Source organism: Streptomyces sp. CNB091, assembly GCF_000377965.1.
Genome location: NZ_KB898998.1, coordinates 234,062 through 248,009, shown reverse-complemented (window position 1 = coordinate 248,009; position 13,948 = coordinate 234,062). Strand labels below are relative to the sequence as shown.

The 13,948-nt window shown below is 72.3% G+C and carries 13 protein-coding genes and 1 tRNA gene; 10 read left to right on the top strand and 4 right to left on the bottom strand.

Features of this window, described 5'->3' with window-relative positions:
* Positions 1–2: 2 nt before the first annotated feature.
* The 4 genes from D581_RS0117875 to D581_RS0117860 all read left to right on the top strand — a co-directional run bounded on the left by D581_RS0117875 (position 3) and on the right by D581_RS0117860 (position 2,854).
* Positions 3–1,337 (top strand): AAA domain-containing protein, encoded by a 1,335-nt coding sequence (locus D581_RS0117875; RefSeq protein ID WP_026290626.1) that lies wholly within the window; start codon positions 3–5, stop codon positions 1,335–1,337.
* Positions 1,338–1,515: 178 nt separating this feature from the next.
* Entirely contained in the window at positions 1,516–1,857 is a 342-nt protein-coding gene (locus tag D581_RS0117870; protein ID WP_018958580.1) for a hypothetical protein, read from the top strand.
* Positions 1,858–2,094: 237 nt separating this feature from the next.
* Positions 2,095–2,790 (top strand): bifunctional DNA primase/polymerase, encoded by a 696-nt coding sequence (locus D581_RS1000000139130; protein WP_026290625.1) that lies wholly within the window; start codon positions 2,095–2,097, stop codon positions 2,788–2,790.
* Positions 2,781–2,854 (top strand) — tRNA-Lys (locus tag D581_RS0117860). The genes D581_RS1000000139130 and D581_RS0117860 overlap by 10 nt, the downstream gene beginning before the upstream one ends.
* 42 nt (positions 2,855–2,896) lie before the next feature.
* Here D581_RS0117860 and D581_RS0117855 read toward each other — a convergent pair.
* Positions 2,897–4,186, bottom strand: a complete 1,290-nt coding sequence (locus tag D581_RS0117855; protein ID WP_018958579.1) for a M6 family metalloprotease domain-containing protein — start codon at positions 4,184–4,186, stop codon at positions 2,897–2,899.
* Between the two features lie 398 nt (positions 4,187–4,584).
* Here D581_RS0117855 and D581_RS0117850 point away from each other — a divergent pair, with 398 nt between their 5' ends.
* A complete protein-coding gene (locus D581_RS0117850; RefSeq protein ID WP_026290624.1) occupies positions 4,585–6,645 on the top strand; it encodes an EAL domain-containing protein in 2,061 nt (686 codons plus the stop codon).
* 63 nt (positions 6,646–6,708) lie between these two features.
* On the opposite strand, the gene D581_RS0117845 is transcribed toward D581_RS0117850, so the two are convergent.
* Together D581_RS0117845 and D581_RS0117840 are read right to left on the bottom strand one after the other, a co-directional pair.
* The gene (locus D581_RS0117845; RefSeq protein ID WP_018958577.1) at positions 6,709–7,875 is read right to left on the bottom strand and encodes an LLM class flavin-dependent oxidoreductase; all 1,167 of its coding nucleotides are present in this window, start codon (positions 7,873–7,875) and stop codon (positions 6,709–6,711) included.
* Between the two features lie 137 nt (positions 7,876–8,012).
* Positions 8,013–8,777 (bottom strand): aspartate racemase/maleate isomerase family protein, encoded by a 765-nt coding sequence (locus D581_RS0117840; RefSeq protein WP_018958576.1) that lies wholly within the window; start codon positions 8,775–8,777, stop codon positions 8,013–8,015.
* Positions 8,778–9,058: 281 nt separating this feature from the next.
* On the opposite strand from D581_RS0117840, the gene D581_RS0117835 reads away from it, so the two are divergent.
* Positions 9,059–10,114 carry a D-2-hydroxyacid dehydrogenase gene (locus D581_RS0117835; protein ID WP_018958575.1) on the top strand — a complete coding sequence of 352 codons (1,056 nt, stop codon included), beginning with the start codon at positions 9,059–9,061 and terminating at the stop codon, positions 10,112–10,114.
* Here D581_RS0117835 and D581_RS0117830 read toward each other — a convergent pair.
* Positions 10,086–10,553, bottom strand: coding sequence for a hypothetical protein (locus D581_RS0117830; RefSeq protein WP_018958574.1), 468 nt, complete (start codon positions 10,551–10,553; stop codon positions 10,086–10,088). The two genes, D581_RS0117835 and D581_RS0117830, sit on opposite strands and share 29 nt — an antisense overlap.
* A gap of 223 nt (positions 10,554–10,776) precedes the next feature.
* On the opposite strand from D581_RS0117830, the gene ehuB reads away from it, so the two are divergent.
* The 4 genes from ehuB to ehuA are packed head-to-tail and all read left to right on the top strand — an operon-like array spanning position 10,777 to position 13,914.
* A complete protein-coding gene (gene ehuB / locus D581_RS0117825) occupies positions 10,777–11,679 on the top strand; it encodes an ectoine/hydroxyectoine ABC transporter substrate-binding protein EhuB (protein WP_018958573.1) in 903 nt (300 codons plus the stop codon).
* Positions 11,680–11,697: 18 nt separating this feature from the next.
* Positions 11,698–12,429: an ectoine/hydroxyectoine ABC transporter permease subunit EhuC gene (gene ehuC / locus D581_RS0117820; RefSeq protein WP_018958572.1), complete on the top strand. Its 732-nt coding sequence runs from the start codon at positions 11,698–11,700 to the stop codon at positions 12,427–12,429.
* Positions 12,426–13,067, top strand: coding sequence for an ectoine/hydroxyectoine ABC transporter permease subunit EhuD (gene ehuD, locus D581_RS0117815; RefSeq protein WP_018958571.1), 642 nt, complete (start codon positions 12,426–12,428; stop codon positions 13,065–13,067). The genes ehuC and ehuD overlap by 4 nt, the downstream gene beginning before the upstream one ends.
* Positions 13,057–13,914, top strand: a complete 858-nt coding sequence (gene ehuA / locus D581_RS0117810) for an ectoine/hydroxyectoine ABC transporter ATP-binding protein EhuA (RefSeq protein ID WP_018958570.1) — start codon at positions 13,057–13,059, stop codon at positions 13,912–13,914. The genes ehuD and ehuA overlap by 11 nt, the downstream gene beginning before the upstream one ends.
* Positions 13,915–13,948: the final 34 nt, after the last annotated feature.

Here is a 13,948-nt window from a genome sequence, read left to right as displayed (position 1 = left end):
TGATGACGACCGTCTTCGACCCGGGCGCGGAGGCGGCACGCGCGACCGGCGCGATCCTCGACGACACCCTCCGCGGCAGCGCCCGGGGCATCGTCGTGGACTCGCCCCCCGGCGCCGGGAAGTCGACGCTGGTGGTCCGGGCGGCCCTGGAGCTGGCCGCCGCCGGGCATCCGCTGATGGTGATCGCGCAGACCAACGCCCAGGTCGACGACCTGGTGGTGCGGCTCGCGGAGAAGGATCCGGAGCTGCCGGTGGGCCGGCTCCACAGCAGCGACTCCGACCCGTACGACAAGGTCCTGGACGGGCTGGAGAACGTACGGAAGTCGGCGAAGGCGGCGGATCTGGCCGGGCTCGACGTGGTGATCTCGACGGCCGCCAAGTGGGCGCACGTGAAGAACGTGGAGCCGTGGGGGCACGCGATCGTCGACGAGGCGTACCAGATGCGTTCCGACGCGCTGCTGGCCGTGGCCGGGCTGTTCGAGCGGGCGCTGTTCGTCGGGGACCCGGGCCAGCTGGACCCGTTCTCGATCGTCGGCGCCGACCAGTGGGCGGGACTGAGCTACGACCCGTCCGCGAGCGCGGTGTCCACGCTGCTCGCGCACAATCCGGAGCTGCCGCAGCACCGGCTGCCGGTGTCGTGGCGGCTCCCCGCGTCGGCGGCCCCGCTGGTGTCGGACGCGTTCTACCCGTACACGCCGTTCCGCAGCGGTACGGACCACGGGGACCGGAAGCTCTCCTTCGGGGTGGCGTCGGACGGTTCGGGGCCCGACCGGGTGCTGGACGAGGCGGCGGAGTCCGGGTGGGGGCTGCTGGAGCTGCCCGCCCGGCACACCCCGCGCACCGATCCCGAGGCGGTACGGGCGGTGGCGCTGGTGGTCCGGCGGCTGCTGGACCGGGGCGGGGTCGCGACGAGCGAGCGGGCCGAGGGTCCGGTGCCGGTGACGGCGAACCGGGTGGCGGTCGGCACGGCCCACCGGGACCAGGCGGCGGCGGTGCGGGCGGCCCTCGCGGAGCTGGGCGTCACGGGGGTGGCGGTGGACACGGCCAACCGGCTCCAGGGCCGCGAGTTCGACGTCACGGTGGTGCTGCACCCGCTGTCGGGGCGTCCCGACGCGACCGCGTTCCACCTGGAGACGGGCCGCCTGTGCGTGCTGGCCTCGCGGCACCGGCATGCCTGCATCGTGGTGTGCCGGGAGGGGGTGGCGGACCTGTTGGACGAGCACCCGTCCACGGAGCCGGTCCAGCTGGGCGTCACGGTGAAGTTCCCCGACGGCTGGGAGGCGAACCACGCGGTGCTGGCCCACCTCTCGGAACGACGGGTCCGGTGGCGGCCCTGAGCCGGGGACGTGTGCCGGCCGCCCTGGGCCCGGTGCCCGTCTCGGCCCTGCCGCCCCACGTGGGAGGCGCTCCCCCGCGCCCCCGCCGTACGCCCCGGCCCCCTTGCGCGGGGTTGGACAATGGAGGGTGGCCGTCCGGATCCTCCGGTCATCAGGTCGTCCGAGGGAGGAACACCACATGACACAGTCCGAGCGGAACGAACGGCAGCGGCTGCGCCCCGCGCCGCTGCTTTTCGAGCCGTCTCAGGCCACGGCGGATCCGGAGCACTTCTTCGACCTGGAGTCGATGGAGGACCCCCGTGAGCTGTTGGCCCGTGCGACCGAGCTGACGCAGGCCTTCCGGGCGGCGACGGACCGGTCGGTGGAGTTCCAGGCGATGGCGGCGGCCCAGCTCGCCGACCCGCGCCGGTTCGACCGGCTGACCGCGGCGGACGTGGCGGAGCGCGCGGAGTGGACCGAGGACTACGCGAAGAAGATGATCGAGTTCGGCCGCTCCCTGCTGGACGCGCCCAGAGCCTGACCCACGTGGCCCACGTGACCCGTGGGACAGGTGGGACAAGTGGGGTGGACGGGGCCCGTGGGACAGGTGGGGCCAGTGGGACAAGTGGGGCCCGGGGGGGCAGATGTCGGTACGCCAGGCCGGGGGTCAGGTCCCGTGGCATATTCCGGCGGGCAAGATACCCCTCCCCCTCCCGTCCTGTCCCGGTTTCCGGCAACTCTCGGAATCCTTTCCGTCACTCCCGGTAGACCTTGCTTCATGAGCGCATGGCTGAAAGACGAAACGACCCTGCAAGCCGGTGCCGCCCCGCACCACGGCGTCGACATCTTCGCCCTGCTGCGGGACCAGTCCGGCCCCCAGGCCGCACAGGTCACGGCGGCCGGCGCCGCCTGGCTGGCGGGGGCCGCCCCCTATCCGCGCAGCACGCTCGCCCACTGGGAGGAGCGCCCCAAGGCTCCCGGCGTGCTCCCCTGCGGTTCCGCTTTCGACATCGTCAACGTGCCGGCGCTGTTCGGGCGGCGGATGCTGGAGCAGCTCTGGGCCGAGGGGCCCGGCTCCGGCCCGGTCGCCACGCACCGGGGCCGGATGCTGCTGTTCGCCGCCCCCGGAACGGCCCAGCGGCTGCCCTCGCTGCTCGCCTGGGAGGAGTGGGGAACCAGAGGTTCCGGGGGCGCCGGAGACTCCGGGAAGCAGCGCGGCACGGTGCCGCCCCTGCTCTGTCACGGCACCGGCGACGCCGTGACCGTACCCCCGCTGACCTGCGCGTCGTCCGAGGGCGGGCCGCGTTGGGTGGTCGCCCCCGACACCCGCAGTCCATGGCTCCCGGGCCCCGATGTGCTGCTCTGGGCGTGTGTGCGGGTGAGCCGGTCCGCGTCGTCCCCGAGTGCCGCGCATTCGATTTTTCCTCGGGCGGATCAGGGTGCTAATGTCTACGACGTCACCAGGCGCCGTTAGCTCAGTTGGTTAGAGCAGCTGACTCTTAATCAGCGGGTCCGGGGTTCGAGTCCCTGACGGCGCACAGACGGAAGAAGCCCCCCGCGGAAGCGGGGGGTTTCTTCGTTCACCCGTGGGCGGCGAGGTCCTCCCCGGAGCTCTCCGCAGGGCCGTTCCGGACGCCGGTGGTGATCCGGACCGTCCAGGAGCCGGACGGGGTGCGGTCGGCGACCTCGACGCGGGTGTCGTCGCCCGGCACGGTGAAGGTCTCCCCGACGGCGAGCGGGGCATCGGCCAGCGGCGGGTAGACCGAGCGGTCCCAGCAGGCCCCGGTGTCCGGGTGGGCGTCGATCACCTCGACGGGCCCGCCGCCGGAGGCCGTCTCGCTGCGGACGCGGTAGATCAGGATGCCCTCGGCGCAGGTGTCCCGGTCGTTCCCGGTGGCGCTGCGGGCCTCGATGGCCAGGACACTGTCGGCACCGGTGCGGACGACGGCGAGCCGGGTCCCGATCGACCCGCCGGGGACCGGGGCGGCGGCGACCGGTTCGAGGGTGAGGTCGGCCGAGCCCTGTACGCAGACGACCTGGCGTCCGCCGAGCCAGCCGAGCTTCCACTTGTGCCAGCCGAACAGGTCCGGGGCGAGGCCGAACTGGCTGCCCATGACGTCCCAGTCGCCGACGTGGGTGTCCCAGTCGCCCTTGCCGTCGGTGGGCCGGTGGTAGAGGTCGGCGAGGTCGAAGACGTGTCCGGTCTCGTGGGCGAGGACGTTGCGGTCGGGCGGGTGCTGTTCGAAGACGGTGACGACGCGCCGGATGTCGCTGTCGTCGGCGCGCAGCGGCCGGTCGAAGTTGACGACCTTGGTGGCGTCGGAGTCGACGCCGGGGGCGTCCGGGTCGGCCACCAGGTAGACGACGTCGTACCGGGAGAAGTCCACGTCCGGGTCGGCGGCGTCGATGGCGTCGCGCAGGTAGGCGGTCCGCCGCTCGGCGTTCCAGTCACGCTCTATGCCGTACCAGGTGGAGTCGCGCGGCATCTGCGTCCAGTTCCGCCGCGGATGGGGGCGCAGGGTGAACCGGCCATAACTGGCGCGCTCGAAGAAGCGGGTCGTGGCGGGGAAGTGGTCGGCGGTGAGCGACTCGGGGGTGAGGGTGGGATCGGAGTCCGGGAAGGACAGGAAAATCATGACCGCGTCAAGTCCCCGGTCGGGGCGCGGGTACGCCGCGTTCCAGGTGTCCAGGCCGAGCGAGTGGTGCGCCGCCGTCCGGGGCAGGGCGCAGGGGGTGGCGTCCTCCATGGCGGCCGCGGCGGGGCCCGCGACGAGGGACGTGGCGGCGAGCGCCAGGAGGGAGGTGGCGGCGGCGGCCAGACTGCGCAGTGGCGGCCGTTCCGCTCCCCCGGGTCCGCGACGGCACGGCACATCGACCTCCGGGTGGGGAAACACGGTCCATCCCGTCCACCCTGTGCCGCTTCACCACGCCACGCCCTGTTGTGCTGCCCCACACGGGTTCAGCGGGACAGAGCGGAACAGAATCGCCACCCACACCTTCACGGAACGTCACCGCCGACCATTCGAGCCACCGGATGAAACAGATCTACACAGAAATGATCAGGATCGGGCAAAGCGGAACGTCGGCTCCCGTCACCTCGCGGACGCGTGCGATGGCGCGGACCGGATGGTGAGCTGGAAGGGCCGACGCGGCACCCTCTATGCTTCACCACGCTTTCCCGCGTGGAACGGGCCCGTTCACGGGACCGCCACTCGGTGGCCAGTCCGACCCCACCAGTTCACGACGACCTTCACAGCGGGAGCGAGCGGTGAGCGGAACCTCCGAAGGGCCGAGCGCCCCGGCAGGCACGGCCTCCGGCGTGCCCCCCGCGCCGGTCACGGAGCGTCACACGACGGCGATGGACCCTACGGTCATGGACCCACCGATCACGAAGCCAGCGGTCACGGACCCAACGGTCTCGGCCCCGCCGGTCACGGGACCAGCCGACTCACCCCCGGCGGTCACGGAGCCGGCGGTCACGGAGCCGGCGGTCACAGAGCCGGCGGTCACGGACCCGGCGCCCTGGGATCCGGGCGCCGGGACCCCGCCCCCCGCCGACGGCGGTCCCACCGCCTCCGAACTGCGCGACTACCGGGCCGCCTTCAACGCCGCCACGCTCCCCATGGGCGTCGTCGACGGCCGGGGCCACGTCGTGCGGGCCAACGAGGCGCTCGGCGGGCTCCTGGGCGCCGCGGCGGCGGTCCTCGCCGGGCGGCAGGCGAGCGAGCTGCTCGACCTCGCGTCCGACGACCGCACCTGGCACGCCTACCGCGAGGTCCTGCTGGGCCGCCGCTCCCGGTTCCGCTGCACCCGCCGCCTCAAGCACCCCGACGGGCGCTCCCTGTGGGCCGAGATCACCGTCGTACCGATGACCGGAACGTCGGCGGCGGAGCCGGCCCGGGTCCTGCTGACCATCGCGGACGTCAGCGACCGGCGCGAGCTCCAGGAGCGGCTGCGTCACCTTCAGATGCACGACCCGGTGACCCGGCTGCCCAACCGGACGCTGTTCTTCGAGCGCCTCGCCTCGGCGCTGGAGACCCCGCCGTACCAGGACGACTCCCTGCCGCCGCGCCAGCACGCCCGGATCGGGCTCTGCTACCTGGACCTGGACGGCTTCAAGGCGATCAACGACACCCTGGGGCACCGGACCGGGGACCGGCTGCTGGCCGCGGTCGCCGCGCGGCTCACCGACTGCGCCGAGAACGACGCCTCACGCCATCCCGGCGGCAGCCGGCTGGTGGCACGCCTGGGCGGCGACGAGTTCGCGATCCTGGTCGAGGACTCGGCGGGCACGGAGGAACTCGCCGACCTGGCCCGTTCGGTCCTGGCGGCGCTCCAGCAGCCGTTCGACCTCGCCGGACAGCGGCTTTCGGTCTCCGCGTCGATCGGGGTGGTCGAACGGACCGCTGCGGGCACCTCGCCCACCGGTCTGATGCAGGCCGCCGACACCACGCTGTACTGGGCGAAGGCGGACGGCAAGGCCCGCTGGACCCTGTTCGACCCCGAGCGCAACGCCCACCGCATGACCCGGCAGTCCCTCTCCTCCACGCTCCGGCCCGCCGTGGAGCGCGGCGAGTTCACGCTGGAGTACCAGCCGCTGGTCGGGATGGCGGACGGGGTGCTGCGCGGCGTCGAGGCGCTGGTGCGCTGGAACCATCCGCAGTTCGGTGTCCTGCCGCCGAATCGGTTCGTCCAGATCGCCGAGGAGGACGGATCGATCGTCCAGCTCGGCCGGTGGGTGCTGCGCACCGCGTGCCGGCAGGCGCGGCGCTGGCAGCTCGACCACCCGGACGAGCCGCCGCTCTTCATCAGCGTCAACGTCGCCGTACGGCAGGTCTGGGACTCCGACCTCGTCGCCGACGTGGACCGGATCCTGGCCGAGACCGGGCTGGCCCCGGGGCTGCTCCAGCTGGAGCTGACCGAGTCGGCGGTGATGGGTTCGGGCGGCCGTCCGCTGCGGGCGCTCCAGGCGCTGAGCGACATGGGCGTGCGGATCGCCATCGACGACTTCGGCACGGGCTATTCGAACCTCGCCTACCTCAGCCGGCTGCCCGTCTCCGTGCTGAAGCTGGACGGGGCGTTCGTGAAGGGCTTCCGGTACGAGGACGGTACGCATCCGAGCCCCGCCGACGAGACGATCGTGGAGGCCATGGTGCAGCTGGCGCACCGCCTGGGCCTGACCGTCACCGCGGAGTGCGTGGAGACGGCCGGGCAGGCGGAGCGGCTGCGGCGGATCGGCTGCGACACCGGGCAGGGGTGGCTGTACTCGCGGGCCGTGGCGCCGGAGCAGATCGCCGGGCTGATCGGGTCCCGGCCGCTGGAGGGCTGAGCGTGACCGGCCGGGCTCCGGCAACTTGAAGGCTGACGCCCACCGGCCGGGACCCGGCACGGCCTACGGAGCGGTCGGCAGGCCGTACGCGTCCGCGATCAGGTCGTAGCTGCGCAGCCGGGCCTCGCCGCCGTGCGCGTTGGCGGTGATCATCAGCTCGTCGGCGCCGGTCCGCTTGGCCAGGTCGTCGAGGCCACCGCGGACCTCGTCGGCGGTCCCCTGGATCACGTTGGCCAGCCAGCCGTCGACGAACTCCCGCTCCATCGGGGAGAAGTCGTACGCCTCCGCCTCCTCGGGGCTGGGAATCAGCCCCGGCCGGCCGGTGCGCAGCCGGACCATGGACAGGGCGCCGGTCAGCACCTGGCGGCGGGCCTCGCGCTCGTCGTCGGCGGCCAGCGCCGAGACCCCGATCGCGGCGTACGGGGCGTCCAGCACGGCGGAGGGCCGGAAGGACTCGCGGTACAGGTCGAGCGCGGGAATGGTGTTCTGCGCCGAGAAGTGGTGCGCGAAGGCGAACGGCAGCCCCAGCGTGCCGGCCAGCCGCGCGCTGAAGCCGGAGGAGCCCAGGAGCCAGACCGGCGGCCGGTGGGCGGACTGCACCCCGCCGGGGGCGGTCGCCTGGACCGGGCCGGGCACGGCGTGGATCCGGGCGTAGGGGTGCCCGTCGGGGAAGTCGTCGTCCAGGAACCGGATCAGCTCCATGAGCTGCTGCGGAAAATCATCGGCCCCCTCGTTGAGCCGGTCGCTGCGGCGCAGGGCCGCCGCCGTCGCGCCGTCCGTGCCCGGGGCCCGGCCGAGGCCGAGGTCGATCCGGCCCGGGGCCATCGCCTCCAGGGTGCCGAACTGCTCGGCGATCACCAGTGGCGCGTGGTTGGGCAGCATCACCCCGCCGGAGCCGAGCCGGATGCGCTCGGTGTGGGCGGCGACGTGCGCCAGGATCACGGCCGGGGAGGACGAGGCGACCCCGGGCATGGAGTGGTGTTCGGCGACCCAGAAGCGGTGGAAGCCGCGGCTCTCGGTGAGCTTCGCGATGTCCACGCTGGTGCGCAGGGCCTGGGTCGCCGTACGGCCGTGCCCGACGGTGACGAGATCGAGGACGGACAGCGGAACGGCGGCCGTTCCGGCTGCGGCGCCCCGGATCCCGTCGGCGTCTGCCGGACCGCCGCTCGCGCCCCCGGTCGCGTCACCCCTCGTGTCGCTGCGGGTCTCGTCGCCTCGGATCTCGTCCACGTGTGGGCCTCTCCCGGTACTGCTGTCGTACGGCTGGGTATCGGAGAGGTACAACAGGAGGATGGCTCCGCTTATTCCCGCACATCACCCGGGCGCCGCGTCCCGGCTGCCGGACGACCGGACGACCGGACGCCGGGTTACTCCCGTACCTCGATGCCCTTCGGCTCCAGCGACCTCAGCACCGGCGCACGGGTGGCGAACAGGGTGCCGAGCAAGGGGGCCCACGTCCGGCGGTCGGTGAGGCGCAGCCCCTCCCACACCGTGACCTGGTTCGCCGTGAGCACGGGCTTGCCGAGCAGTTCCTCCAGCTCGGGGACGTACGCGGCGGTGTGCAGGGAGGTGTCCGGGATCAGCACCACCTCGGCGTCCGGGTGGTCGGCCTCCCGCGCCAGCCCCTTCACCCGCTCCGGGACCCAGGACCCGGCCTCGGCCGAGGACGCGGCCCCGCCGGACGCCGCGGCCACCACCTCGACGCCCGCCGACGCCAGGAACTCCGCGAAGAGCCCGGTGACGTCCTCGGGGTAGGAGGCGGCGACGGCGACCCGGCCGGCGCCCAGCTCGCGCAGCGCGTGGACGAAGCCGATCGAGGTGCTGGAGGCGGGCAGGCCCGCGCTCCGGGCGAGGGTGGCGATCTGCTCGTGGGCGCCCTCCCAGCCCTGCCCGAAGCTGCCGGCACTGGAGGCCCACAGCAGCGCCTCGGCCCCGGCGAGACGCAGTTCCTCGACGCCCTCGGCGATCCGGGCGGGGGCGCCCTGCTCGCGCAGCGCGTCGGCACGGTAGGCGTCCTCCCCCGTTTCGGTGGAGAACAGGGGCAGCCGGATGTCGGTGTCGAGCAGGATCTCGGTCCGTGGGTAGTCGTCCTCGGCGGCGTGGCCCGGGTAGAGAAGTCCTACGGTCGTCATGTCCACCCTTCCCGTACGTCGACGGCTCGCCGCACTGTGCGGCGGTCCCGCCAGGGGGTCGCTGCGGGCCCCTCCGGACGCTCCGGCGGCCGTGACCGCGCGACCGGTCACTCGTGCCCCGACGTCTTCCCAGTATTCCCCCGGGCGAGCACCGGGGCGCGCGGCCGATTCCCCCGGGCGAGCACCGGGGTGCGCGGCCGGGCCTCGTTGACGGCGGGGGAGCCTGCTGCGAGCGTGGGCGGATCCCGTACGTCCGTTCCGTCACGGAGGGCCGACCAGCGATGCCGGATCCCGTCCTGCTCGTCCTCGACGCCGCACCCTCCCCGCGGCTCGGCCGGCTGACCGGCCGGGTGGACGTGCGGCACGCGGACGCCTCCTCGCTCGCCGGGCTGCTCCCGGCCGCCGATGTCCTGCTCGTGTGGGACCTGGCGTCCGACGCGGTGCGGCGGGCCTGGCCCGGACCGGGGGCCCGGCCGCGCTGGGTGCACACGGCGAGCGCGGGCGTGGACCGGGTGCTCTGCCCGGAGCTGGCGGCGTCCGACACGGTCCTCACCAACGCGCGGGGCGTCTTCGAGCGGCCGGTCGCGGAGTGCGTGGCGGGTCTGGTGCTGGCCTTCGCCACGGATCTCCCCGGCGTCCTGGAGTGCCGGCGGCAGCGGCGCCCGCACGAGCGGGAGGGGCAGCGGGTCGCCGGTTCGCGGGCGCTGGTCGTGGGCGCGGGACCGATCGGCCGGGAGGTCACCCGGCTGCTGTACGGCCTGGGGCTCACGGTGGCGCTGGTGGGGCGGACGGCCCGGCGCACGATCCACGGGGTGGCGGACCTGGACCGGCTGGCGGCGCGGGCGGACTGGGTGGTCGCGGCGGTCCCGCTCACGGAGTCGACGCGCGGGATGTTCGACAGCCGGTTCTTCGGGCTGCTCCAGCCGTCGGCGCGGTTCATCGGCGCGGGGCGCGCGGCGACGGTGGTCGAGGCCGACCTGGTGGACGCGCTGAACCGCCGCTGGCTCGCGGGGGCGGCGCTCAGCACCTTCCAGGAGGAGACACCGGCCCCCGGGAGCCCGTTGTGGGACGCCTCGGGGCTCGTCCTGACACCGGCCCTGGGCGGGAACACCGCGGGCTGGCGGGACCGGCTGGGCGAGCAGTTCGTGGCGATGTACGAGCGGTGGTCACGGGGCGAACCGTTGCCGAACACGGTCGACAAGGACCGCGGTTACGTCCCCTCCCCGGACCTGCCCGACGCCCCGGACCCGCCCGACGCGTCAGACCCGCCCGACGCCTCGGACCTACCCGACGCCTCCGGCCCACGCGTCAACGGGTCAGGGGCGCGGCCCGGGTGACGAACTCCTCGATCGCCTGCCTCGCCCCGGCGTCCAACGCGTCGTGCTCGGCCTGGTCCTGAGCGGTCGACACGTCCCGTGCGCTCTGGTAGGCCTGTTCGGCGGCGAGGATCACTTCTTGGTCGTCGGTGAGCAGTTTGACCCGGTACAGCACCTGTCGGGTGGCCGTCCGCAGGCGATGGGCCTCGTCGCGCGCCTCGATGAAGGCCTCTGCCACATGGCTCTGCCGCATGCGGTACCAGCGGCCCGCCTGACCGTGGCGATAGTCCTCCACCGCCGCGGCGAACGAGCTGTAGGTGGCGGTGCGCTCCTGCCGGAGCGCCTCCGACCGCGCGAACCGCTCACTGCGCGTGGCCGCGAGGCGCTGGAAGAGATGCGTGATCACGGCACCCATGAGCGTGCCCCCGACCGCTACGACGCTTGTCCACATGGCAACCATGGCGACAGCTGATCACAGAAGTGGCTGATGCGAAGTCATGATTCCCGCGTGACGGGGGAACACGCCCCGCACACTCCCGGTCGCGCTCCGCCTCCTTCGGGCACGGGAAGGTCACCTTCCGGCCACTGTTGGGTTACATGCCTCCGGCTTCCTGCATAGACGTACGGGATCGGGCAGGGGGTCACTCTGTCCGGACTGTTCGACCTCCAGGAGATTGCGAACCATGGCTGAATTCCCGAACCTGTCCCGCCGGGGTTTTCTCAACGGATCGGCGGCCGTGGGCGGCCTCCTCGTCGTTCCCGGCCTCCTCACCGCGTGCAGCAAGACCGACTCCGGCTCCGCGACGGGCGAGGGCGCCCTGGACAAGCTCCGCAAGCAGGGCTTCGTACGGGTGGCCTACGCCAACGAGGCCCCGTACGGGTACCTGGAGGGCAAGGAGCTCAAGGGCGAGGCCCCGACGCTGCACCGGGAGATCTTCAAGGCGCTCGGGGTGGACGAGCTGAAGCCGACGCTCTCCGAGTGGGACGGGCTGATCCCCGGACTCCAGGCCGGGAAGTACGACGTGGTCAGCGCGGGCATGGCCATCACCCCGGAGCGCTGCGGCAACGCGATTTTCTCCGAGCCGGAGTTCATCTCGCCGACCGCCCTGATGGTGAAGAAGGGCAACCCGAAGAAGATCACCGATCTGGCCTCCGCGAAGGAGGCGGGGATCACCGTCGGCGTGATGTCGGGTGCGGTGGAGGGCAGTTACGCCAAGGGCGCCGGCATCGCCGAGGACAAGATCAAGACGCTGCAGAAGCCTCAGGACGGGGCCGACGCCGTCAAGGGCGGCCGGGTCGACGCCTTCATGCTCACCGGCATCTCGCTCCGCTGGCTGGCGAAGACCAACCCGGACACCGAGGTCACCGAGGCGTTCGTGCCGCAGCTGGACGGCAAGGAGCAGTTCTCCCCCGGCGGCGCGGTGTTCCGCAAGGGCAACGAGGACCTGCGGGACTCCTTCAACCGCGAGCTGAAGAAGATCGTGTCGGACCGCTCCCGCTATGTGCAGCTGCTGGAGCCGTACGGGTTCGGGGAGACGGAGATCCCGCCCGCCGACCTGAAGACCGCGGATCTGTGCAAGGGCTGACGGGGCGGACGCGCACGCATGAGTGACTTCTTCTCCCTCCTCGTCGAGGAGTTCCCCCGGGTCCGCTCGGGCCTGTGGGTGACGCTCCAGGCCACGGTCCTGGGCGCGCTGCTGGCCGGGGTGCTGGCCTTCGCGCTCGGGCTGATGGCGGGCAGCCGGCTGCTCCTTGCCCGGGGAGTCTCCCGGGTGGTCGTGGAGTTCTTCCGCGGCACCTCGCTCTACATCCAGCTGTTCTGGCTCTACTACGCGATGCCGCTGCTGACCGGCTACGAACTGACCCCGGTCGTCTGCGGCGTGGTCGCGTTCGGCCTCAACTTCGGTGCCTACGGCGCCGAAGTGGTGCGGGGCGCGATCAACTCCGTACCGCGCGGGCAGTACGAGGCGGCGATCGCGCTCAACCTGAGCCCGTCCAGGCGGCTGTGGAAGGTGATCCTGCCGCAGGCCTGGGTGCAGATGATCCCGAGCTTCACCAACCTGCTGATCCAGCTGCTGAAGGCGACCCCGCTGCTGTGGCTGATCTCCGCCGCCGATCTGATGACGGTGATCCAGCAGCTGCGCGACCGTACCGGTGAGACCCTCACCGCCTATCTGACCCTGCTGGCCGCCTACTTCGTCCTGGCGTACGCGCTGACGATGCTGATGAATCTGCTGGAGCGGAGCGCCAAGCGGCGGCTCGGTCTGGACACCGGCGCGAAGAGCCTGTTCAAGAGCCGCAGCGCGTCCACGACCACCGTGGGAGGTACCCGGTGAACGGCTTCGACTGGAACGCCGTCGGGGAGTCCCTGCCCCTCCTCCTGGAGGGGTTCAAGGTCACGCTGCTCGCCACGGTGCTCGGCACCCTGGTGGCGGCCGTGCTGGGACTGGTCGTCGCGATGGCAGGGCGCGCGCCCAGCAAGTTCGTGACGGTCCCGGTGCGGCTCGTCACGGAGTTCGTCCGCTCCACCCCGCTGCTGGTCCAACTGGTGGGGGCGGCCGCCCTGTTCAACACCGTGGAGCCGCTGTACATCGGCATCACCGTGCTGGGCGTCCACTACGCCGCGTACACCTCCGAGGTCTACCGGGCCGGGATCGACGGGGTGCCGAAGGGTCAGTGGGAGGCGTGCCGCGCGCTGTCGCTGTCGCCCCGGCGCACCTGGCAGGCCGTGATCCTGCCGCAGGCGGTGCGCAACGTGCTGCCCGCGCTCGGGAACTACGCGATCTCGATGTTCAAGGAGACGCCGTTCCTCGCCGTGATCACGGTGCAGGAGATGGTCTTCGAGGCCCGGAAGTACGGGGCCGAACAGTTCGCGTACACCGAGGTGTTCACCCTCGCCGGCCTGATCTTCCTGGTCGCGAGCTACCCCACGTCGCTGTTGATGAGAAAGCTGGAGAAGCGCCTTGGCCACTGAACCCCTCCCCCTGAAGAAGCCGGAGTCGCCGGGGCCGGCCGCAGCTCCCGAGGACGCCGCCCCGGCCGCCGCGCGCACGGGTGAGCCGCTGGTGCGGTTCGACAAGGTGGTGAAGCGCTACGGCGACCATGTCGTCCTGGACGAACTGGACTTCACCGTGGACCGCGGTGAGCACGTCACCCTGATCGGGCCCAGCGGCTCGGGCAAGACCACGATCCTGCGGCTGCTGATGACGCTGGAGAAGGTCAGCGACGGGGTGATCTGGGTCAACGGCTCGCCGCTGACCCACGTACGGGCCCCGGACGGTTCGCTGAAGCCCGCGGGCGAGAAGCAGCTGCGCGAGTCCCGGAAGAAGATCGGGATGGTCTTCCAGCAGTTCAACCTCTTCCCGAACATGAAGGTGATCGAGAACATCACCGAGGCCCCGGTCAGCGTGCTCGGCAAGAGCCGCGAGGAGGCCGAGGCCCGGGCCCGGGAGCTGCTCGACCTGGTCGGCCTCTCCGCCAAGGTCGACGCCCACCCCTCGCAGCTCTCCGGCGGCCAGCAGCAGCGGGTCGCCATCGCCCGCGCCCTGGCCATGGAGCCGGAGATCCTGCTCCTGGACGAGGTGACGTCGGCGCTCGACCCGGAGCTGGTGGCGGGCGTGCTGGAGCTGCTGGGGGACATCGCCCGGAACACCGACATCACCATGCTCTGCGTGACGCACGAGATGAACTTCGCCCGGGACGTCTCGGAGAAGGTGCTGATGTTCGACGCGGGACGGGTCGTGGAGGCCGGATCCCCGGAAAAAATCTTCTCCGATCCGTCACACGAACGTACGCGCGAGTTCCTCAACGCGGTGCTGTGACCTCGCGGTTGAGACTCCGCCCATGACGGTGGCA